The following is a 20,595-nucleotide window of genomic DNA, read 5'->3' as shown; positions in this document are numbered from 1 at the left end:
TCCGGGGGACCCGGACACTGAGAATAACGCCATCCGGGATACGAACCTTCCCTGGTCCCGGTGTGATACGCCGAGCGGTCACCTGGCGCAGTCGACGGACCCGGGAACTTCAGCCCGACCGATCAGCACGGCGAAGGGCACCCGCGACCCGGCCAGCAGGTCACGAGTGCCCCTCACCTCGACGAATCAGGCCTGCAGCAGGGCCCGGACGGTCTCGCCCATGATCTTGTCGCGGCCTTCCAGCGCGGTCAGCTCGAGGACCACGGCCGCCGCCGCGACGTCGGCACCGGCCTGGCGGACGAGGCGGCACGCCGCGCCCAGGGTGCCGCCGGTGGCCAGCACGTCGTCCACGATCAGGACCCGCTGACCGGCGCGCAGCGTGTCCGCCGGTAGCTCCAGCGTGGCGCGGCCGTACTCCAGGGTGTAGTCCACCCGGTCCGCGACCACCGGCAGCTTGCCGGGCTTGCGCAGCCCGATCACGCCGGTCCCGAACGCCTGCGCCACCGCCGCGCCGACCAGGAAACCGCGCGCCTCCACACCGGCCACGACGTCGAACTCGATGTCCCTGCCCAGCGCCGACACCACGGCGTTCAGCCCGGCACCGTCGGCCAGCAGCGGGCTGATGTCGCGGAACAGCACCCCCGGTTCGGGGAAGTCCGGCACCTCCCGGATCAGCTCCGTTGCCTGCCGGAGCGCGTGATCGGTCGAATCGGTCACCTGAACGGAAATGGCCGTCTCCTCCGCCGCGGTCAACGCCGCCGCTTCCCCGACGGGCGTCCCGCCTTGCCACCGGGACGCCCACCGCGCGAACCCGAGCCCGCCGCGACGGCGCGCTTTGGCTCGGCCGCGCGCTTCGGCTCTGCCGTGACGTCGTCCCCGGCGGCCTTGACAGCGGCGCGCTCGCGGCGTTGCTGCACCTTCGCCGCGTGCTCCCGGAACTTCGGCTCACGCATCTTGAAGTCCACCAGCAGCGGCGTGGCCAGGAAGATCGACGACACCACACCGGCGATCATGCCGACCATCTGCACCAGCGCCAGGTCCTGCAGCACGCCGACGCCGAGCAGCCCGGCGCCCACCACGAGCAGCCCGATCACCGGCAGCAGTGCGATCACCGAGGTGTTGATCGAGCGCATCAGGGTCTGGTTGACCGCGAGGTTCGCGGCCTCGCCGTAGGTGCGGCGGGTCAGCCCGAGCAGGCCGCGGGTGTTCTCCTTGACCTTGTCGAAGACCACCACCGTGTCGTACAACGAGAACCCGAGGATGGTCAGCAGGCCGATGACCGTGCTCGGCGTGACCTCGAAGCCGACCAGCGAGTAGATCCCGGCGGTCACCACGACGTCGTGCAGCAGCGCGATCAGCGCCGCCACCGCCATCCACTTCTCGAAGTAGAACGCCAGGAAGATCGTGACCAGCACCAGGAACACGCCCAGCGCGATCAGCGCCTGCTGGGTGATCTCGCCACCCCAGGTGCCGCTGACGGCGCTGTCGCTGATCACCTGCTCGCTCGGGGCGCCCTGCGCGTTCAGCGGCTGCAGCTCGTTGAACAGCGACTGCTTGACGGCGGCCACCTGCTCGGTGGTCAGCGACGACGAGCGGATCTGGATGCTCTGGTTGCCCCCGGCACCGGCGATCTGCACCGTCTCGGCCGGGTGGCCCAGCGCGTCCTGGAACGCGGCCTGCACCTGGTCGGCCTGGATCGGCCCCTGGACACCGACCGCGGGCATCTGGATCTTGGTGCCGCCCTCGAAGTCGATGCCGAGGTTGAAGCCCTTGAAACCCATGGCGCCGATGCACACCAGCACCAGCAGGCCCAGCGAGATGTACCACCGGGAACGCTTGCCGACGATGTCGAAGGCACCGGTTCCGGTGTAGAGGCGGTGGAAGACGCTTCCGCGCTGGGCGCCTTCCGTTCCTGGAGTCGTCACCTTCACGCCTCCTTGGCGGTGGTCGCGGCGGCCTTGCGGGCGGCCCGGTACTGGTCACCGAGCCGTTGCACCGCCCCCAGGCCGGAGACCGAGGGCTTGGACAAGAACTTGTTCTTCGAAGCCATCGCCACCAGCGGATGCGTGACGAGGAAGACCACGACCAGGTCCAGCACCGTCGACATGCCCAGCGTGAAGGCGAAGCCCTTCACCTGGCCGACGGCGAGCACGTACAGCACCGCGGCGGCCAGGAAGCTGACCGCGTCGGCGGAAAGGATCGTGCGCCGGGCCCGGGTCCAGGCCCGCGGCACCGCCGAGCGGAAGGTGCGGCCCTCGCGGATCTCGTCCTTGAGCCGCTCGAAGAACACGATGAACGAGTCCGCGGTGATGCCGATCGCGACGATGAAACCGGCGATGCCGGCCAGGTCGAGGGTGAATCCGACCCAGCGGCCGAGCAACACCAGCACCGCGTAGACCACGCCACCGGAGAGCGCCAGCGACAGGACGGTCAGGATGCCCAGCAGCCGGTAGTAGAGCAGGCAGTACACCGCGACCAGCAGCAGGCCGATGCCGCCGGCGATCAGGCCCGCCTCCAGCGAGGCCACCCCGAGGGTCGCCGACACCGTCTCGGCCTCGGACTGGTCGAAGGCCAGCGGGAGCGACCCGTACTTGAGGATGTTGGCCAGGTCGGTGGCGCTCTCCTGATTGAACTGCCCGTTGATGCTGGCGTTGCCGCCCAGCAGGGCCTGCTGGATCTCCGGCGCCGACACCACCTCGGTGTCCAGCACGAACGCGGCCTGCTGACCGACATTGGCGGAGGTGAAGTCGGCCCAGACCTTGGCGCCCTCGCTCTTGAAGTCCAGCGACACCGTCCAGCCCGGCTGCCCGGCCTGCGGCTGCGGCGGCACGGCCAGCGCGTTCGCGACCTCCTTGCCCGGCAGGAACACCGGCTCCAGCAGGTACTTCTGCTGGCCCTCGCGGTCGCAGGTGACCAGCGGCAGCTTCGGATCGTCGTTGCCGCGCAGCGGGTCCTCGGCGGCGCAGTTCAGCGACTGCAGCGCCTGCATCTGGACGTTCGGGTCGGTGCTCTGCCGGAGCGCCTTCGCCTCGTCGATCGCCTTCCGCTGGTCGCCCGGCCCGGGCGGCGGCGCGGCCTGCTGCGGGGTGGTCCCCGCCGGCGGCGGCGCCGCGGGCACCGCGTTGACGACCTTGCGGAAGTTCAGCTCGGCGGTCTGTCCCAGCTGCTTGGCTTCCTCACCGCCCGCGCCCGGCACGGTGATCACCAGGTTGTTGCCGTCCCGAGTCACCTCGGAACCGCTGATGCCCATGCCGTTGACGCGGGTCTCGATGATCTGCCGGGCCTGGTTCAGTGACTCGTTCGTGGGCGGCTGGCCGTCCGGTGTGCGAGCCGTCAGCGTCACGCGGGTGCCGCCCTGCAGGTCGATCCCGAGTTTCGGCGTCGGCTTGCCGTCACCGGTGAAGAACACCAGTGCGTACAGCCCCACGACGATCAGCGCGAAGATCGCCAGATAACGCCCTGGGCGAAGCTGCCCGGCCGGAGGTGCCACGGCGTCAGTTCTCCTGTCCACGGTCCGTATCGGGTGCGCGGTCGGTTCGCATAGGCGTCACCTACCGAACTGCGCGAGCCGCGGCGGGCGGTTCCACCGCAACGCCGCCAAACTACAGCCGGGTTCGCCAGGTTCCCCGATCGGCGCGCTCTCTTGGCAATCTTCGCCACGTAGGAGTGGCGGATCACCGCGTTCCGCTATCCAGTCTGACAGGCCCGGTGCGAGCGCCACCGGCCCGGGTGGCGGCTGTGCATTGATCGTCCACTACGCACAGACGCGGGCCCGGAGAACCGGTGCCCGCGTCGCGCCCCGGGCGGCGACGGCCCCGCCTGCCGGGCGCCGGTGCGGCACCCGGTGGCACGGGAACGTCCCGCCGGACGTCAGTTGATCTTCTGCTGCTCGATCGGCTCGGCGACCTCGGCCTTCGACTCCGTGATCACGGCGGCCTCGGCGCTGTTCGCCTCGGCCGAAACCTGGTCCTTCTTGGCCTCCGCGGCGGTGTCGGTGTTGACCTTCTCGCGGACCGCGGCGCGCACCCAGGTGGTGGTCATGCCCGGCGCGATTTCCAGGTCGATGCTGTCGTCGCTGGTGCTGACGACGGTGCCGAACATGCCGGAGGTGGTCATCACTTTGTCGCCGGGGGCGATCGAGTTCTGCAGCTTCTGCTGCTCGGCCACCGCGCGCTTCTGCTTGCGGGCCTGCAGGAACAGGGGCACCGCCAGCAGGACGATCAGCAGCGGAAGAATCAGGGATTGGAGGTCCATCGTGCTCCGTTCAGCGGACGCTTCGGGGCGCCAGCCCTCGCAGTACTGCGCCCGAATTGTTCGGATGTTCTGCCCCAGTGTGCCAGGTCAACTCGGGTCGACGTCATCTCCCGCTGGGAACCAGGAGAGTCTCCACGGCCCGCGCGGGCCGCGAGCTGTTCGCGGACGCGCCTCCCCGCTCTCGCGCGGGGCGCGGTTCGTGCCTGTCGCGCTGCACACCTCCCGTCCGGCGGCGCCGCTTGACACGGCTCGTCTCCACCGAGCGGGACGTGAGGAGGATAACGTCACGCCGCAAGCACGGACCAGCACCCCGACGGCGAGCCGATAGCTGGGCGTGGGACACAGTATCGGCGATTTGTCAATATTCGATCACTCGCCGAAGAGGTCCGCCTGCGACTCGCCGGGCGCGTGCTGCGGCGGCGTCATGCCCAGGTGTTGCCACGCCGCCACCGTCGCGACCCGGCCGCGCGGGGTGCGGGCGAGCATGCCGGCCCGCACCAGGTACGGCTCGCAGACCTCCTCGACGGTGCTGGGCTCCTCGCCGACCGCGACCGCCAGCGTCGAAATCCCCACCGGGCCGCCGCGGAAGGACCTGATCAGCGCCCGGAGCACGGCCCGGTCCAGCCGGTCCAGGCCGATCTCGTCGACGTCGTAGACCTCCAGCGCGGCCTGCGCGATCTCACGGGTCACCGTTCCGTCGGCCCGCACCTCCGCGAAGTCACGGACCCGCCGCAGCAACCGGTTGGCGATTCGCGGAGTACCCCGGGACCGGCCGGCGATCTCGACGGCCCCGTCGTCGCGCAGGTCCACGCCCAGGATCCCGGCCGAGCGGCGCACCACCTGCTCCAGCTCCGCCGCGGTGTAGAACTCCATGTGCCCCGTGAAGCCGAACCGGTCGCGCAGCGGCCCGGTCAGCGCGCCGGACCGGGTGGTGGCCCCGACCAGCGTGAACGGGGCCAGCTCCAGCGGGATGCTGGTGGCCCCTGGGCCCTTGCCGACCACGATGTCCACCCGGTAGTCCTCCATCGCCAGGTAGAGCATCTCCTCGGCGGGGCGGGCGATCCGGTGGATCTCGTCGATGAACAGCACGTCGCCCTCGGCGAGGTTGGACAGCATCGCCGCGAGGTCGCCGGGGCGCTCCAGGGCCGGGCCGGAGGTGACCCGGATCGAGGCGCCGAGCTCGGTCGCGATGATCATCGACAGGCTGGTCTTGCCCAGCCCCGGCGGGCCGGAGAACAGCACGTGGTCGGGCTGTTCGCCGCGCTTGAGCGCGCCGTGCAGGACCAGTTCGAGCTGCTCGCGCACCCGGGCCTGGCCCACGAACTCGCTCAGCTTGCGCGGGCGCAGCGTCATCTCGACGTCCTGGTCGCCCGGATCCTGGTGCGGGGTCAGGGCGACGCCGTCATCGGACGGCGGCCAGCCGTCGTTGTCCTCGTGCATCAGGCCGACCTCACTTCGGGCCGAGGGTGGCCAGCGCCTTGCGCAGCACCGCCGAGGTGTCCAGGTCGCCGTTGCCAGCGGCCAGCACGGCCTCGACGCTCTGCTCGGCCTGCTTGGCCGAGAAGCCCAGGGCCACCAGCGCCTCGGACACCTCCGAGCGGACCCGGCCGCGGTCCAACGTCGCCGGCGGACCGGCCGCGGTCCCGGCCACCACCCCGACCTTGTCGCGCAGCTCCAGGACCAGCCGCTCGGCGCTCTTCTTGCCGATGCCTGGCACCTGGGTGAGCACCGTCAGGTTGCCGTCGGCCAGCGCGTGGCAGAGCTGGTCGGGCGCGAGCACCGCGAGCGTGGCCAGCGCAAGCCGGGGGCCGACCCCGGAGGCGGTCTGGAGCAGCACGAAGAGGTCGCGGGCCTCGGCGTCGGCGAAGCCGTAGAGCGTCAGCGAGTCCTCGCGCACGATCAGCGACGTCCACAGCCGCGCCTCCTCGCCGCGGCGCAGCCCGGCCAGCGTGACCGGGGTGGCGTGCACCGCCATGCCCACGCCGCCGACTTCGACCACGGCGTGGTCCAGCCCGACGGACAGCACGGGACCTCGCACCGTGGAGATCATCGGGAAATCCCTCCTGTTCGAGCCCGGGTGGCCTGTTGCGCGGCCTTCAGCCGGGCGCGGTGGTTGCGGGCGAGCTCGGCGGCCCGGGCCTCCGCCGCGGCGAGCCGGGCCGCCATCGGGGCCCGCCACAGGTGGCAGACCGCCAGCGCCAGCGCGTCGGCGGCGTCGGCCGGTTTGGGCGCCGCGGCCAGTCCGAGGATCTTGGTGATCATCGTGGTGAGCTGGCGCTTGTCGGCGCGGCCGGAACCGCTGACGGCGGCCTTGACCTCGCTTGGCGTGTGGAAGGCCACCGGCAGGTTGCGCCGGGCGGCGGCCAGCGCGACGACGCCGGAGACCTGCGCGGTGCCCATCACGGTGCGCACGTTGTGCTGGCTGAAGACACGCTCGATCGCCACCACCTCGGGGCGGTGCTCGTCCATCCACTGCTCCACCACGTCGGCGACCGCCAGCAGCCGGCTGGCCAGCGCGTCCTCGGGCGGGGTGCGCGCCACGCCGACCGCGACGCAGGCGACCTCCCGGCCGCGACCGCCGTCGACCACGCCGAGCCCGCAGCGGGTCAGCCCGGGGTCGACTCCCAGCACGCGCACGACGCCACCCGCCCTCGCCCGATGAACATTCGTTCGAACCCTATCGAATCGCCGGACACCGACATCGCACCGACACGCGCGCACCTGACTCGGGCAAGTCCAGCAACGGCTCCATCACCCGGGTTGGGTGCAATTTCGCGAGAAATTGACCGTCACTCGGGTGAACGTCAATTTCTCACGAAATTGCTCCCCTGCGGAGTGGCGGTGGGTGGGCAGCCGGTCAGGGGCCGTTGGCGCCGGGGGTCCAGCTCTCGGGCAGGCCGCTGTCGGTCAGGATCGGCTGGTACTCGCGGAAGCCGCCCGGGGCGTCGGGCTGCCAGGGAAACTTGCCGCCCTCCGGGCTTGACGCGATCAGCTGCACCGCCGGGAAGTCCGGCCCGTTGTAGACCAGGAACGCGCTGCCCAGGTACTCCGGGTAGTGCTGCAGCGCGACCTTCTCGAAGGTGATCGGGCAGCCCTGCAGGAAGCCGTCGTAGAGCTGCCCCGGCTGGAACCGCGCGCCCCTGCCCACCCGCTCCACGTAGGTGTTGACCACCGTGTGCGCGACCTCCTGGGGCAGCCCGATCACGACGACCTCGGGCTTTCCGAAGCGCCGCCACGCCCCCACCGAGAACGCGTACGCCGCGCCGCGGTCGTCGCCCGCCACGTGCATCACCGCGGCGCCGTGCTCGTCCGCGGTGTTCACCATCCACTTGCGCAGAGCCTCATCAGTGTCGACCACGGCCGCCATTCTGCCCGCGAAGCAAAACCGCCCCCGCCGGCACCCGGGGCACTGGGCCACTGTGGACACCGACGGGAGCGGTCCGTGCACGGCTCGTGTCAGCCGACCTCGGCCATGATGTCGTCGGAGATGTCGAAGTTGGCGAAGACGTTCTGCACGTCGTCGCAGTCCTCGAGCGCGTCGATCAGCTTGAAGATCTTGCGGGCGCCCTCGGCGTCCAGCTCGACGTTGACCGAGGCCAGGAAGTTGGTCTCAGCCGAGTCGTACTCGATGCCCGCCGCCTGCAGCGCCTTGCGCACCTCGACCAGGTCGGTCGGGTCGGCCAGGATCTCGTAGCTCTCCCCGAGGTCGTTGATCTCCTCGGCGCCGGCCTCCAGCACCGCCGAGAGCACGTCGTCCTCGCTGAGGCCGTTCTTCGGCAGCAGCACGACGCCCTTGCGGTTGAACAGGTACGCCACCGAGCCCGCGTCGGCCATCGAGCCGCCGTTGCGGGTCATCGCGGTGCGGACCTCGCCGGCCGCCCGGTTGCGGTTGTCGGTCAGGCACTCAACCAGCATCGCGACGCCGTTGGGGCCGTAGCCCTCGTACATGATCGTCTGCCAGTCGGCGCCGCCGGCTTCTTCACCGGCACCGCGCTTGCGCGCCCGCTCGATGTTGTCCAACGGCACCGAGTTCTTGCGCGCCTTCTGGATGGCGTCGTACAGGGTCGGGTTGCCCTCGGGGTCGCCCCCACCGGTCCGCGCGGCAACCTCGACGTTCTTGATCAGCTTCGCGAAGAGCTTGCCGCGCTTGGCGTCGAGGGCGGCCTTCTTGTGCTTGGTGGTGGCCCACTTGGAATGGCCGCTCATCTCTCCTCCGTCTTTCTACGCCTGCGCTGCGGTATTCAGCCGCGCTTGGACGATCTTTACGAAATAGCGGTGCACGCGCTCGTCCCCGCCTACCAGCTCCGGGTGGAAGGAGGTGGCGAGCACCGGTCCCTGCTGAACCGCGACGATCCTACCGGCGGCCTCGTTCCGCCCGGTGTTGTCCGGGTCGTCGGGCACGGTCGCCAGCACCGCTACGTCGGCGCCGACCTTCTCGACCCAAGGTGCGCGGATGAACACCGCGTGCACCGGGCCGTCCGGAATGCCCGCGAAGTCCAGGTCGGTCTCGAAGGAGTCGACCTGTCGCCCGAAGGCGTTGCGCCGCACGACGATGTCGAGCGCGCCCAGCGGGCGGACCGCCGGCGGCTCCCGGTCCTCGTCGAGCACCTCGCCGGAGAGCATGATCATCCCGGCGCACGAGCCGTAGGCGGGCAGCCCCGCCGCAAGCCGCTCGCGCAGCGGCTCGTAGAGCTCGAAGGTGTCCAGCAGGCGGGTCATCGTGGTCGACTCGCCGCCCGGCACCACGATGCCGTGCACCGCGGCCAGTTCCTCGGGGCGGCGGACCGGCCGGGCGTCGGCCCCGCTGCGCTCCAGCGCGGCCAGGTGCTCCGCCACGCCGCCCTGCAGCGCGAGGACTCCGATCACGGGTTTCGTCACGGTTCCGATTCTCCTGCACTTCCGCCCGCAGCCGAAACCCGGGATGCGTCGCTCGCGAGCCCGCGCCCGGCGCTACCGCGATTTCCATGGAAATCGAAGGTCCGATTTCAAATGGAAATTGCGGCGAACCGAGGACCTACAGCGCGATGCCGGTGAGCCGGAGCAGGGCCGTGGTGGCGGCCGCGGCGACCACCACGAGCACGAACGGGGCCCGGCGCCAGGCCAGCACACCGCCGACCGCGACGCCCGCGAAGCGGGCCCAGCCGGCGAAGCCACCGGACTCGAACGCGGTGCTGGTGGCGACGAACGCCGCGAGCAGCACGATCGCGGCGATCGACATCAGCTGCTCCCACCGGTCGGAGATCCGGATCCGGTCGCGCAGCAGCGGGCCTGCCAGGCGCATGGCGTAGGTGCCCAGGGCGAGCGCGAAGACCACTCCGAGCGTCATCGGACCGCCTCCCCCGCCAGTCGCTTCGGCAGCGGCAGCGCGGCGGCCAGGCCGACCAGCCCGGCCATCACGGGCAAGCCTTCGGGCAGCAGCGGGGTGGTGAGCACGGCGACCAGCGCACCCACCGCGACCGCCCGCAGGGTCCGGAATTCGCGCAGCGACGGCATGAGCAGCGCGAGCAGCGCCGCGGGCATCGCGGCGTCCAGGCCGAAGGCGCCCGGGTCGCCGACGCCCTGGCCGAGCAGCCCGCCGAGGAACACCGACGGGGCCCAGGCGCAGTACAGCGCGATGCCGGTCAGCCAGTACGCGCGCTTCTTCTCGGCAAGGGTGTCCTGCGCGAGCGCGAACGCGACGGATTCGTCGACCATCAGGTGGCTGCCGATCAACCGGCTCGGCCAGCCGCGGTCCAGCAGTCCGCCGACCGCCACCCCGAACGGGAGATGGCGGGCGTTGAGCATCAGCCCGCCGAGGACGGCGGTGACCGGGGCGGCGCCGGCCGCGACCAGGCCGACCACCATGAACTCCGAGCCGCCGGCGAACACGACCGCACCCATCAGCGTGATCATCCACAGCGGCACGCCCTTGCTCACCGCGATGGCGCCGAGCGAGGCGCCGACGACGGCCATCGCCACCGCCATCGAAAGCACGTCGCGCAGCAGCTCATCCCGCCAGAATCCCACTCGTGTTCGCTCTAACGTACTCACGTTCGCTATCCTGAACAACAAGGGCCGTGTTCGTCAAACCGAATTCAAGGACTGATAGAGCGAACAGCCATGAGTGAGACCGAGAACACCGCGGCCGCGCCGCCGCTGGAGACCATCGCCGCTTCCCTGCGCCGCGAACGCGACCGCGCCGGGCTGACCCTCACCGAACTCGCCCGGCGCGCCGGGATCGCGAAGTCCACCCTGTCGCAGCTCGAATCCGGCACCGGGAACCCCAGCGTGGAAACGCTGTGGGCGCTCGGCGTGGCGCTGGGCGTGCCGTTCAGCCGTCTCGTCGACCCGCCGACTCCGCAGGTGCGGGTCGTCCGGGCCGGTCAGGTCCCGCTCGTGCGCTCGGAGCAGTCGGCCTACGCCGCGGCGCTGCTGTCCTCGGGCCGCTCCGGCGCCCGCCGCGACCTCTACGTCCTGGAACTGGAACCGGGCAGGGTCCGCCGCGCGGACGCCCACATCCCGGGTTCGGTGGAGCACGTCGTCCTCACCGCGGGGCGCCTGCGAGCGGGCCCGGAGGAGAACCCGGTGGAACTGGAGGTGGGCGATTACATCTCCTTCTCCGGCGACGTCCCCCACGTCTACGAAGCCCTCGAACCGAGCACCAAGGCGGTCCTCGTCATGGAACACGCCTGACGGCGATCGCGAAAGGCGCGAAGGGCGCCTCCGACCGATGTAGCCGGCCAGCGGCGCCCTTCGCGCCTGCACGCGATCGGGGTTACCAGCCGCGTTGGGCGTAGCGCTGCTGCTCGGTGAGGTCGTCGAGGTTGATGCCGACCATCGCCTCGCCTAGGCCCCGGGAGACCTTCGCGATCACGTCCGGGTCGTCGTAGAACGTCGTCGCCTTGACGATCGCCTCGGCGCGCTTCGCGGGGTCGCCGGACTTGAAGATGCCCGAGCCGACGAAGACCCCTTCCGCACCCAGCTGGCGCATCATCGCCGCGTCGGCAGGGGTCGCGATGCCGCCCGCGGTGAACAGCACGACCGGCAGCTTCCCGGTCTTGGCGATCTCCCGGACCAGCTGCACCGGCGCGCGCAGCTCCTTCGCCGCGACGTAGAGCTCGTCGTCGCTGAGCACCGAGAGCCGCCGCATCTCGGCGCGGATCTGCCGCATGTGCCGGGTCGCCTCGACGACGTTCCCGGTGCCGGCTTCGCCCTTGGAGCGGATCATCGCCGCGCCTTCGGAGATGCGCCGCAGGGCCTCGCCGAGGTTGGTCGCGCCGCACACGAACGGCACGGTGAACGCCCACTTGTCGATGTGGTTGACCTCGTCGGCCGGGGTGAGCACCTCGGACTCGTCGATGTAGTCCGCGCCCAGCGACTGCAGCACCTGCGCCTCGACGAAGTGGCCGATGCGCGCCTTGGCCATCACGGGGATGGACACGGCGTCGATGATGCCCTCGATCATGTCCGGGTCGGACATCCGGGCTACACCGCCCTGGACGCGGATGTCGGCGGGCACCCGCTCCAGCGCCATCACCGCGACCGCACCGGCGGCCTCGGCGATCTTGGCCTGCTCGGGCGTCACCACGTCCATGATCACGCCGCCCTTGAGCATTTCGGCCATGCCCCGCTTGACCCCGTCCGTACCGGTCTGGGCGTTGCCGGTGGTGTCCTTGGCGTCGACGGTCGTCACCTTCGGCCTTCCTGTTGTCGGTGCTCTGCCGCGACCAGGCTATTCCGGAACTGGACCATTTCCACGGTCCACTAACCCCGAATTCCGGTAGTCCACTTGCGGCCACCGGAAACCACCCGCACGACGGGTGACCACCGGCCTTGCACGACCCGGACACGAGGTGTGTGATCGGAGACACAGTCGGTCGCCGGGAGCGCGCAGGGAGTTGACTCATGGGCAGCAAACAAAGCGGCACGGTAGGAGGGCCGGCGATCCCGGCCCCCTCAGAACCCGCGAAGATCCGCAACGTCGTGCTGGTCGGCCCGTCGGCGGCCGGCAAAACAACGCTCGCCGAGGCGATGCTGGCCGCCACCTCGACGATCCCCAGAACCGGGCTGGTCACCGAGGGCACCACGGTGTGCGACCACGAGCCCGCCTCGATCGAGCAGCAACGATCCATCGGCCTCGCCGTCGCGCCGATGCACCACGGCGACATCAAGGTCAACCTGATCGACACGCCCGGCTACGCGGACTTCGTCGGCGAGCTGCGCGCCGGGCTGCGCGCCGCGGACGCCGCGTTGTTCGTGGTAGCGGCCGCGGAAGGCGTCGACCCCGCGACCCGTGCGATCTGGCAGGAGTGCGCGGCGGTCGGCATGCCGCGCGCGGTGATCATCGCCCGGCTGGACCAGCCGCGCGCGGACTACGAAACCGCGTTGCTGAGCTGCCAGGAAGCCTTCGGCTCTGGGGTACTGCCGCTGTACCTGCCGCACTTCGACGCGGAAGGCGAGTTCTTCGGGCTGGTCGGCCTGCTCACCGAGCAGGTCTACGAGCTCGGCGGCACCATCGCGGCCGACGAGCGGCTGCGCGAGCAGATCGACCAGCCGCGCGGCGAGCTCATCGAGGCGATCATCGCCGAGAGCGAGGACGAGTCGCTGATGGACCGCTACCTCAACGGCGAGCAGATCGACGAGGACACGTTGATCACCGACCTGGAGAAGGCGGTGGCCCAGGGCGGCCTGCACCCGGTGCTGCCGGTGTGCTCGATGACCGGGGTCGGCATCCGCGAGGTGCTCGAGGGCATCCGGCGCGGCTTCCCGTCGCCGCTGGAGCACCCGCTGCCGGAGTTCACCGACCCGCAAGGCCGCAACCCGCGCACGCTCACTCCGGACCCGGACGGGCCGCTGGCGGCCGAGGTGGTGCACACCTCGGTCGACTCGTACGTGGGCCGCGTCTCGTTGGCGCGCGTGTTCTCCGGCACGATGCGCCCGGAGCGACCGGTGCACGTCTCCGGTCACGGCATGGCCGAGCGCGGGCACCCCGACCACGACGAGGACGAGCGGGTGGCCCACCTGTACTCGCCGCTGGGCGTGAACCTGCGCGAGGTGCCGCACTGCATCGCCGGCGACCTGTGCGCACTGACCAAGATCGGCTCGGCCGAGACCGGTGACACGCTGTCCGATCCGTCGGAGCCGCTGCTGCTCAAGCCGTGGCCGATGCCGGAGCCGCTGCTGCCGATCGCCGTCACCGCGCACACCCGCAGCGACGAGGACGCGTTGGCGCGCAACCTCAACCGGCTGATCGCCGCCGATCCGAGCCTGCGGTTGGAACGCGACAGCGAGACCCACCAGCTGGTGTTGTGGTGCATGGGCGAAGCGCACGCGGAAGTGGTGTTGCAACGGCTGCGCGAAGGCGGCGCGGAGGTCGACACGGTGCCGGTTCGGGTGCCCCTGCGGCAGACCTTCGCCCAGCCCGCCAAGGGCCACGGGCGGCACGTCAAGCAGTCCGGCGGGCACGGTCAGTACGCGGTGTGCGACATCGAGGTCGAGCCGCTGCCGCGCGGTTCGGGCGTCGAGTTCGCCGACCGGGTGGTCGGCGGCGCGGTGCCGCGGCAGTTCATCCCGAGCGTCGAGAAGGGCGTGCGGGCGCAGATCGAGAAGGGCATTAACGAGGGCGCCCCACTGGTGGACGTGCGGGTCACGCTGGTGGACGGCAAGGCGCACAGCGTCGACTCCTCCGACGCGGCGTTCCAGGCAGCCGGCGCGCTGGCGCTCAAGGCCGCCGCCGAGCAGGTGGGGCTGATCACGCTGGAGCCGGTCGACGAGGTCGCGGTGCGCATCCCCGACGAGCACCTCGGGGCGGTGCTCGGCGACTTGTCCAGCCGGCGCGGCAAGGTGATCGGAACCGAGCCGGAGGACAGCGGGTGGACCGTGGTGCGCGCGCACGTGCCGGCGAGCGAACTCGTGCGCTATACGGTGAACGTACGGTCGCTGAGCTCCGGCAGTGCGACCTACACGCGGCAGTTCGAGAGCTACGAACCGATGCCCGAGTCCCTCGTCCCGCAGAAGTGACCACCGCCCCGGTCCCGGGTGGGAGGCTCAGAGGTCGCGGTAGGAGGCGTGGACGGCGATCAGGCGTTGGGCGATCGTGATCAGCGACAGCACCACCAGCAGCCAGACCGCGACGTCCAGCACGTACGGCACGCCCAGGCCGTGGAGGCCGGTGCCGACCAGGACCACGAGGAACCGTTCGGCGCGCTCCGCGAGGCCGCCGTCGGACCTGAGGCCGTTGGCCTCCGCACGCGCCTTCACGTACGAGATCACCTGGGCGCTCACCAGGCAGATCAGCAACGCCAGGCCGCGCAGCTCGTTCACCTCGACGACCAGCGACCACCACACCAGCGCGCCGAACAGCGCGCCGTCGACCAGCCGGTCGCAACTCGCGTCCAGCACGCCGCCGAACCGCGTCGCCTTGCCACCGGCTCGCGCCATCGCGCCGTCGAGGATGTCGAACAACAGGAAGACCGCGACCACCACGGTGCCCACGAACAGCTGGTCGTGCGGGAAGAACCAGAGCGCAGCGGCGATGCTGGCGGCCGTGCCGGTCACCGTCACCACGTTCGGCGACAGCCCGAGGCGGACCAAGCCCGCGCCGATCGGGTCGGTCAGTCGCGATAGAGAAACCCGCGCGAAGATGTTGAGCATTGCTTGTAGTGTCAGCCGCCTGTGCACCGAGTTGTCCTTGCCTGCAGATTAGCCGCCGGTGATCAGCGGCACCGGCGGACGCCCAAGAACGCGGGCATAGTGAGTTCGGACACAGAGCGGAATGCTTGAAGATTCAACCGCGTTTGGATGGGCGAAACTTCCGTCCCGTTCTTTCCTTGGAGGCAGCATGACGGCAACGGCGCAGATCCCCGGCTACGTCGCGGGTATCTGGGACATCGACACCGTCCACTCGGACATCGCGTTCTCCGTTCGCCACCTGGGCATCGGCAAGTCCCGCGGCCGGTTCGGCAGCTTCCAGGGCGAGATCGTCACCGGTACCGACCCGCTGGAGTCGACGGTCACCGCCACGATCGACGCCTCGTCGATCGACACCGGCAACGCCGACCGCGACGCGCACGTGCGCAACGCCGACTTCCTCGACGTGGAGCAGTTCCCCACCGCGACCTTCCGCTCCACCGGCGTCCGCCAGGACGGCGACGACTTCGTGATCGACGGCGAGTTCACCCTGCACGGCGTCACCAAGCCGGTGTCGTTGGAGACCGAGGTGGGCGGTTTCGCCGACGGCCTGCTGGGCTTGTCCGCCAAGGTCGTCCTCAACCGCACCGACTTCGGCGTGGGTCCGGCCGGTGGCGCCATGGTCGGCGAGAAGATCACTATCACCCTCGACATCGAGGCCAAGCTCCGCAGCTGAGCTGACGACGCCGCAGCGGGCCGAAGACGCAGCGGGCCGGGGATGACCACGTCCTCGGCCCGCTGTGCCGTCCCGGTGCAGTTTCAACGGAAAATGGCGACCACCCGGTCAATCCACTTCGGACCAGGCGTCGGCCAGCAGCTGCCGGGTCTCGCCGAGCAGCTGCGGCAGCACCTTGGTGTGGCCGATGACCGGCATGAAGTTCGAGTCGCCGCCCCAGCGGGGCACCACATGCTGGTGCAGGTGCGCGGCGATGCCCGCCCCCGCCACCGGCCCCTGGTTGAGCCCGATGTTGAAGCCGTGCGGCGCGGAAACCCGCCGGATCACCCGCATCGCCCGCTGCGTGTACTCCGCGACCGCCACCGTCTCCGCCGCGCTGAGCTCGGTGTAGTCGGCCACGTGCCGGTACGGCAGCACCATCAGGTGCCCCGGGTTGTACGGGTACAGGTTGAGGATCGCGAAGACAAGCTCGTCGCGCGCGACGATCAGCGTCTCGTCGTCCGGCCGCCCCGACTCGAGCAGCCGGCAGAACGGGCAGCCGTCGCTGTCGTCGCCCTCCGGCTTGTTCTCGCCCTGGATGTAGGCCATCCGGTGCGGGGTCCACAGCCGCTGCAACGCGTCCTGGACGCCGACGCCGTGCTGCTCGGTCAGCTCCACGCCCTCCGGGCCGCGAACTCCGCTCACGCCCGCTCCGCCTGGAAGTTCGCCGCGGTCGGCGACGCGTTCTCGCGGCGCGCGATCCAGTCCTCCAGCGCGGCGACCGCGGTGTCCACCGGGACCCCGTTGATCTGGCTGCCGTCGCGGAACCGGAACGACACCGCGTCGGCCTCCACGTCCTTGCCGCCGGCCAGCAGCAGGAACGGCACCTTCTGCGTGGTGTGGGTGCGGATCTTCTTCTGCATCCGGTCGTCGCTGGTGTCGACGTCGACACGGATCCCCTTGGCGCGCAACGCCTTCGCCACCCGCTGCAGGTGCTCGACGTGCTCGTCGGCGATCGGGATGCCGACCGCCTGCACCGGCGCCAGCCAGGCCGGGAAGGCACCCGCGTAGTGCTCGGTGAGCACCCCGAAGAACCGCTCGATCGAGCCGAACAGCGCGCGGTGGATCTTGATCGGCCGCTGCTTGCTGCCGTCCGGCGCGGTGTATTCCAGGTTGAACAGCTCCGGCAGGTGGTAGTCGACCTGGATGGTCGACATCTGCCAGCTGCGGCCCAGCGCGTCCTTGGCCTGCACGGAGATCTTCGGGCCGTAGAACGCCGCCCCGCCCGGGTCCGGCACCAGCTCCAGGCCGGAGTCCACGGCGGCGGTGCGCAGCGCCTCGGTGGCCACCGCCCAGCTCTCGTCGCTGCCGACGTACTTCTCGTCGTTGCGGGTGGACAGCTCCAGGTAGAAGTCGTCCAGTCCGTAGTCGCGCAGCAGGTCCAGCACGAAGCCCAGCAGCGACTTCAGCTCGTCCTGCAGCTGCTCGGGGGTGCAGTAGATGTGCGCGTCGTCCTGCGTCATGCCGCGCACCCGGGTCAGCCCGTGCACCACGCCGGACTTCTCGTACCGGTACACCGACCCGAACTCGAACAGCCGCAGCGGCAGCTCCCGGTAGGAGCGCCCGCGCGAGCGGAAGATCAGGTTGTGGAACGGGCAGTTCATCGGCTTGAGGTAGTAGTCCACGCCCGGCTTGCGCAGCTCACCGTTGGCGTCGCGCTCCTCGTCGAGGTGCATCGCCGGGAACATGCCGTCCTTGTACCAGTCCAGGTGCCCGGAGGTCTTGAACAGCGTGTCCTTGGTGATGTGCGGGGTGTTGACGAACTCGTAGCCCGCCTGCTCGTGCCGCTTGCGGGAGTAGTCCTCCAGCTCGCGCCGGATGATGCCGCCCTTGGGGTGGAACACCGGCAGCCCGGAGCCGATCTCGTCCGGGAAGGAGAACAGGTCGAGTTCCGCGCCGAGCCGCCGGTGGTCGCGGCGTTCGGCCTCGGCCAGCCACTCCAGGTGCTGGTCGAGCTTCTCCTTGGACTCCCAGGCCGTGCCGTAGACCCGCTGTAGCTGCGGGTTGTTCTGGTTGCCCCGCCAGTACGCGGCGGCCACCCGCATCAGCTTGACCGCCGGGATGAACCGGGTGTGCGGCACGTGCGGGCCGCGGCACAGGTCGCCCCAGACGACCTCGCCGTGCCGGTCGATGTTGTCGTAGACGGTCAGCTCGCCGCCGCCGACCTCCATCACCTCGCTGGTGTCCACATCGGACTTGATGTCCACCAGCTCCAGCTTGTACGGCTCGCCCGCCAGCTCCTCCTTGGCGGCGTCGACCGACTCCAGCCTGCGGCGGGAGAACTTTTGCCCGGACTTGATGATCTGCTTCATGCGCTTCTCCAGCGCCTGCAGGTCCTCCGGGGTGAACGGGCGGTCGACGTCGAAGTCGTAGTAGAAGCCGTCCCGTACGGGCGGGCCGATCCCCAGCTTCGCGTCGGGGAAGAGGTTCTGCACCGCCTGCGCCAGCACGTGCGCCGCGGAGTGCCGGATGACGTTGCGGCCGTCCTCGGTGTCGGCGGCGACCGCCTCCACCTCGACGTCGGCCTCCGGCGCCCACGCGAGGTCGCGCAGGTTGCCTTCGGCGTCGCGGACCACCACGACCGCCTCCGGCCCCTTCGACGGCAGCTCCGCCGCGGCGACCGCCTCGCCCGCAGTAGTGCCCGCCGGAACCTTCACCCGGAGAGCTTGTTGAGCTTGGGAAGGCTGTACGGACACGATCACTCCTAGGCTGGGCCGGCCCACCGACCGGCGCGGACGCACTTCGCTTACCGATGCTATCGGCCTGTCGCGGACCGCTTTCCCCCAGCTCCCGCGCCCGGGGGGTCGTGAGTGCGCAACCGGGCTCCAGCCCGGCTGCGCACTCACGACGCGAGTTGCTCCAGCTCCGTCGCCGAGACCAGACCGCCGGTGAACGGCCCCAGCGCCAGCGACACGCCCAGCTCGCGCAGGCGGTTCGCCTGCAACCGATCGCGCACGCCAGCAGCGCTGACCTGCAGGCCCAGCAGCTGGGCCGCACCACAGGCGGCCACCACGAGATGCCGGTCCAGCGGGTCAGGACCCTCCGGGTCGACGAAGCTGTCCAGATGCGGGCCCTCGATGCGCGCCATCCCCAGCGGAAGCCCCTTCAGCCGCGGCAGCCGGGCGTAGTCGTCACCGAACTGGTAGACGCCCAACCACAGCCCCATCTCTGCGAAGATCTCCAGCGTATCCACCGGGTCACCCTGGTGATCGAACAGCGCGGACTCGGGCAGCCCGAGCGCTAGGTACTGCGGCGGTAGCCCGGTCTCGCGGAGGATGCGCTGCACGTCGGCGACCAGCTCGGGGTCGCGGCAGTGCCGCGGCGAGAGCTGCACCGCAGCGACCGGCGCCTCCGGGCCCAGCCGCTTCACCCAGCGCGCGGCGTGCTCGCACACCTGCTGAAGGGCCCAGGTGCCAAGCCGGGTGATCAGCCCGGTCTCCTCCGCCAACCCCAGGAACCGCTCCTCGCCCAGCTCGCCGAACTCCTCGTGGTCCCAGCGGATGTTGGCGGCGGCTCCGACCAGCCGTCCGCTCGCCAGCGCGATGACCGGCTCGTACTCGACGAACAGCTCGTGCTGGTCCAGGGCAGCGGGCAGCGCCGCCGAGAGCTTGAACCGGTCGCGCGCCGCCGCGTTGCGTTCGGGGTCGAACAGCACCCACTGCGCGCGGCCGTCGCTCTTGGCCCGGTAGAGGGTGATGTCGGCGTCCCGCAGCAGCGCCCCGGCGTCGGTGCCGGCCACCTCACGCTCCACGACGCCGACGCTGGCCGAAGCGCTGAGCTCGTGCGCGCCGATCAGCACCGGCCGCGTGATCTCCCGCAACAGGCGTTCCACCAGGTCGATCATCGGGCCTGCGCCGCTCGAGTCGGGAACCAGCACCACGAACTCGTCGCCACCCATCCGCGCCGCGACCGCGCCCACCGCCGCGGCCATCGCCTCCAGGCGTTGCGCGACCTGCCGCAACAACCGGTCGCCGATCGGATGGCCGAGGCTGTCGTTGACCGCCTTGAACCCGTCGAGGTCGAAGAAGCACAGCCCCACCCGGCGGCCCGGGCGCGTCGGCTCCAGCGCGGTGTCCAGGCTGGATCCCAGCTTGGTGCGGTTGGCCAGGCCGGTCAGCGGGTCCCGGACGGCCTGCTGGCGGAAGTGCTCCTGGAGCATGTGCCGGTCGGTGATGTCCTCGTAGAGCAGCACCAGGTAGTCCGGTTCGCCGCGGGCGTCGCGGACCAGCGACGCGGACAGCTGGGTCCACACGTGCGCGCCGTCGGGAGCGGTGTACCGGATGTCCAGGAAGCTCCGGTTCGCTACGCCGGCCGCCAGCTCGGCGATGGTGCCGGTCAGCTGCGCCAGCCACGTCTCGTCGGCGAGCTCGAACACGGTGCCGCCGACGAGCTGGGACTCCGGGCGCCGGAAGATCCGCGCCAGCGCCCCGTTTGTCTCCTCCACCACCCCGTCCAGCGTGACGACCGCGATGCCCAGCGCCGAGGAGGTGAAGACCGCGCGCAAGCGCGCCTCGCTGGAACGCAGCGCCTCCTCCGCCGCGTCCCGGGCGTCCGACACGGCGCGCTGGATCACTTCCTGCTCGCGCAGCGTCTGCTCCCGCAGCACCCCGGCGAACCCGGCGGCCAGCTCGCTGAGCGCCTCGATCAGCCTGACCGGGTCGGTCTCCCGGATCTTCGGCAACTCCGTGGCGAGGTGCCGCAGCGTGCGGGCCAGCGCCGCCGAGTTGGTGAGGTGCGCCCCGACGAGGCGCTCACCGATGCCGCGCGCGGCATCGACCGGTCCGCCGTCGAGGACGGACAGCAGGTCGTCGACGCATTCGGCCAGGAAGGCCTCGACGTCGGGGCGGCCCATCGGGACGTAGCTCGTGTGGATGACCTCCCGGGTCCACTGCCTGACCAGGTCCTCCTGGCCTAGCTCCCCGCCGTCGGCGGCCGATCCCCCCGTTCCTGGCATGCGG

Annotated in this window: 20 protein-coding genes; 3 read left to right on the top strand and 17 right to left on the bottom strand. The window is 70.6% G+C overall.

The annotated features are described in order from the left end of the window. Nucleotides 1–186: 186 nt before the first annotated feature. The 12 genes from DL519_RS40475 to DL519_RS40420 all read right to left on the bottom strand — a co-directional run bounded on the left by DL519_RS40475 (nucleotide 187) and on the right by DL519_RS40420 (nucleotide 10,284). Complete coding sequence (locus DL519_RS40475) at nucleotides 187–753, bottom strand: adenine phosphoribosyltransferase (RefSeq protein WP_190822785.1); 567 nt, start codon at nucleotides 751–753, stop codon at nucleotides 187–189. After that, nucleotides 750–1,931, bottom strand: a complete 1,182-nt coding sequence (gene secF, locus DL519_RS40470) for a protein translocase subunit SecF (RefSeq protein ID WP_190822783.1) — start codon at nucleotides 1,929–1,931, stop codon at nucleotides 750–752. Before secF ends, DL519_RS40475 begins: the two co-directional genes overlap by 4 nt. Continuing rightward, nucleotides 1,928–3,490 carry a protein translocase subunit SecD gene (gene secD / locus DL519_RS40465; protein ID WP_190822781.1) on the bottom strand — a complete coding sequence of 521 codons (1,563 nt, stop codon included), beginning with the start codon at nucleotides 3,488–3,490 and terminating at the stop codon, nucleotides 1,928–1,930. Before secD ends, secF begins: the two co-directional genes overlap by 4 nt. A gap of 380 nt (nucleotides 3,491–3,870) precedes the next feature. Further along, nucleotides 3,871–4,254 carry a preprotein translocase subunit YajC gene (gene yajC / locus DL519_RS40460; protein ID WP_190822779.1) on the bottom strand — a complete coding sequence of 128 codons (384 nt, stop codon included), beginning with the start codon at nucleotides 4,252–4,254 and terminating at the stop codon, nucleotides 3,871–3,873. Nucleotides 4,255–4,623: 369 nt separating this feature from the next. After that, nucleotides 4,624–5,607, bottom strand: a complete 984-nt coding sequence (gene ruvB, locus DL519_RS40455; RefSeq protein WP_223840441.1) for a Holliday junction branch migration DNA helicase RuvB — start codon at nucleotides 5,605–5,607, stop codon at nucleotides 4,624–4,626. A gap of 97 nt (nucleotides 5,608–5,704) precedes the next feature. Then, entirely contained in the window at nucleotides 5,705–6,304 is a 600-nt protein-coding gene (gene ruvA, locus DL519_RS40450; RefSeq protein WP_190822775.1) for a Holliday junction branch migration protein RuvA, read from the bottom strand. Beyond that, on the bottom strand, nucleotides 6,301–6,891 hold the full coding sequence (gene ruvC, locus DL519_RS40445) for a crossover junction endodeoxyribonuclease RuvC (RefSeq protein ID WP_190822773.1): 591 nt from the start codon (nucleotides 6,889–6,891) through the stop codon (nucleotides 6,301–6,303). The genes ruvA and ruvC overlap by 4 nt, the downstream gene beginning before the upstream one ends. Before the next feature lie 220 nt (nucleotides 6,892–7,111). Then, nucleotides 7,112–7,621: a DUF4262 domain-containing protein gene (locus tag DL519_RS40440; protein WP_190822771.1), complete on the bottom strand. Its 510-nt coding sequence runs from the start codon at nucleotides 7,619–7,621 to the stop codon at nucleotides 7,112–7,114. An 89-nt stretch (nucleotides 7,622–7,710) separates the two neighbouring features. Further along, nucleotides 7,711–8,460: a YebC/PmpR family DNA-binding transcriptional regulator gene (locus tag DL519_RS40435; protein ID WP_190822768.1), complete on the bottom strand. Its 750-nt coding sequence runs from the start codon at nucleotides 8,458–8,460 to the stop codon at nucleotides 7,711–7,713. A 15-nt stretch (nucleotides 8,461–8,475) separates the two neighbouring features. After that, a complete protein-coding gene (pdxT, locus tag DL519_RS40430) occupies nucleotides 8,476–9,132 on the bottom strand; it encodes a pyridoxal 5'-phosphate synthase glutaminase subunit PdxT (protein WP_168584610.1) in 657 nt (218 codons plus the stop codon). A gap of 136 nt (nucleotides 9,133–9,268) precedes the next feature. Then, entirely contained in the window at nucleotides 9,269–9,580 is a 312-nt protein-coding gene (locus DL519_RS40425; RefSeq protein WP_190822766.1) for an AzlD domain-containing protein, read from the bottom strand. Then, nucleotides 9,577–10,284 carry an AzlC family ABC transporter permease gene (locus DL519_RS40420; protein ID WP_190822764.1) on the bottom strand — a complete coding sequence of 236 codons (708 nt, stop codon included), beginning with the start codon at nucleotides 10,282–10,284 and terminating at the stop codon, nucleotides 9,577–9,579. Before DL519_RS40420 ends, DL519_RS40425 begins: the two co-directional genes overlap by 4 nt. 69 nt (nucleotides 10,285–10,353) lie before the next feature. On the opposite strand from DL519_RS40420, the gene DL519_RS40415 reads away from it, so the two are divergent. After that, nucleotides 10,354–10,926: a helix-turn-helix domain-containing protein gene (locus DL519_RS40415; RefSeq protein ID WP_190822762.1), complete on the top strand. Its 573-nt coding sequence runs from the start codon at nucleotides 10,354–10,356 to the stop codon at nucleotides 10,924–10,926. Nucleotides 10,927–11,008: 82 nt separating this feature from the next. On the opposite strand, the gene pdxS is transcribed toward DL519_RS40415, so the two are convergent. Continuing rightward, nucleotides 11,009–11,926: a pyridoxal 5'-phosphate synthase lyase subunit PdxS gene (pdxS, locus tag DL519_RS40410; protein WP_168584614.1), complete on the bottom strand. Its 918-nt coding sequence runs from the start codon at nucleotides 11,924–11,926 to the stop codon at nucleotides 11,009–11,011. Between the two features lie 212 nt (nucleotides 11,927–12,138). On the opposite strand from pdxS, the gene DL519_RS40405 reads away from it, so the two are divergent. Further along, entirely contained in the window at nucleotides 12,139–14,253 is a 2,115-nt protein-coding gene (locus DL519_RS40405) for an elongation factor G-like protein EF-G2 (RefSeq protein WP_190822760.1), read from the top strand. Between the two features lie 27 nt (nucleotides 14,254–14,280). On the opposite strand, the gene pgsA is transcribed toward DL519_RS40405, so the two are convergent. Then, complete coding sequence (gene pgsA, locus DL519_RS40400; protein ID WP_190824515.1) at nucleotides 14,281–14,886, bottom strand: phosphatidylinositol phosphate synthase; 606 nt, start codon at nucleotides 14,884–14,886, stop codon at nucleotides 14,281–14,283. A 187-nt stretch (nucleotides 14,887–15,073) separates the two neighbouring features. On the opposite strand from pgsA, the gene DL519_RS40395 reads away from it, so the two are divergent. Continuing rightward, nucleotides 15,074–15,598: a YceI family protein gene (locus DL519_RS40395; protein WP_190822758.1), complete on the top strand. Its 525-nt coding sequence runs from the start codon at nucleotides 15,074–15,076 to the stop codon at nucleotides 15,596–15,598. A gap of 108 nt (nucleotides 15,599–15,706) precedes the next feature. On the opposite strand, the gene DL519_RS40390 is transcribed toward DL519_RS40395, so the two are convergent. The 3 genes from DL519_RS40390 to DL519_RS40380 all read right to left on the bottom strand — a co-directional run bounded on the left by DL519_RS40390 (nucleotide 15,707) and on the right by DL519_RS40380 (nucleotide 20,591). Continuing rightward, complete coding sequence (locus DL519_RS40390) at nucleotides 15,707–16,282, bottom strand: HIT family protein (protein ID WP_010311156.1); 576 nt, start codon at nucleotides 16,280–16,282, stop codon at nucleotides 15,707–15,709. Then, entirely contained in the window at nucleotides 16,279–18,294 is a 2,016-nt protein-coding gene (gene thrS, locus DL519_RS40385; protein ID WP_190824514.1) for a threonine--tRNA ligase, read from the bottom strand. Before thrS ends, DL519_RS40390 begins: the two co-directional genes overlap by 4 nt. A 185-nt stretch (nucleotides 18,295–18,479) precedes the next feature. Beyond that, complete coding sequence (locus DL519_RS40380) at nucleotides 18,480–20,591, bottom strand: putative bifunctional diguanylate cyclase/phosphodiesterase (RefSeq protein ID WP_190822756.1); 2,112 nt, start codon at nucleotides 20,589–20,591, stop codon at nucleotides 18,480–18,482. Between the last annotated feature and the right edge of the window lie 4 nt (nucleotides 20,592–20,595).

The organism is Saccharopolyspora pogona (assembly GCF_014697215.1).
Taxonomy (GTDB): Bacteria; Actinomycetota; Actinomycetes; order Mycobacteriales; family Pseudonocardiaceae; genus Saccharopolyspora; species Saccharopolyspora hattusasensis.
Note: the sequence above shows the minus strand (reverse complement) of the source record. Positions and strands in the feature narration are given on the sequence as shown.

What these genes read in the sequence shown, in the direction of transcription:
- yajC (WP_190822779.1), bottom strand. Translation starts at nt 4,254, where the DNA reads ATGGACCTCCAATCCCTGATTCTTCCGCTGCTGATCGTCCTGCTGGCG.
- ruvB (WP_223840441.1), bottom strand. Translation starts at nt 5,607, where the DNA reads ATGACGCTGCGCCCGCGCAAGCTGAGCGAGTTCGTGGGCCAGGCCCGG.
- ruvA (WP_190822775.1), bottom strand. Translation starts at nt 6,304, where the DNA reads ATGATCTCCACGGTGCGAGGTCCCGTGCTGTCCGTCGGGCTGGACCAC.
- DL519_RS40440 (WP_190822771.1), bottom strand. Translation starts at nt 7,621, where the DNA reads ATGGCGGCCGTGGTCGACACTGATGAGGCTCTGCGCAAGTGGATGGTG.
- DL519_RS40435 (WP_190822768.1), bottom strand. Translation starts at nt 8,460, where the DNA reads ATGAGCGGCCATTCCAAGTGGGCCACCACCAAGCACAAGAAGGCCGCC.
- DL519_RS40425 (WP_190822766.1), bottom strand. Translation starts at nt 9,580, where the DNA reads ATGACGCTCGGAGTGGTCTTCGCGCTCGCCCTGGGCACCTACGCCATG.
- DL519_RS40415 (WP_190822762.1), top strand. Translation starts at nt 10,354, where the DNA reads ATGAGTGAGACCGAGAACACCGCGGCCGCGCCGCCGCTGGAGACCATC.
- DL519_RS40405 (WP_190822760.1), top strand. Translation starts at nt 12,139, where the DNA reads ATGGGCAGCAAACAAAGCGGCACGGTAGGAGGGCCGGCGATCCCGGCC.
- pgsA (WP_190824515.1), bottom strand. Translation starts at nt 14,886, where the DNA reads ATGCTCAACATCTTCGCGCGGGTTTCTCTATCGCGACTGACCGACCCG.
- DL519_RS40395 (WP_190822758.1), top strand. Translation starts at nt 15,074, where the DNA reads ATGACGGCAACGGCGCAGATCCCCGGCTACGTCGCGGGTATCTGGGAC.
- DL519_RS40380 (WP_190822756.1), bottom strand. Translation starts at nt 20,591, where the DNA reads ATGCCAGGAACGGGGGGATCGGCCGCCGACGGCGGGGAGCTAGGCCAG.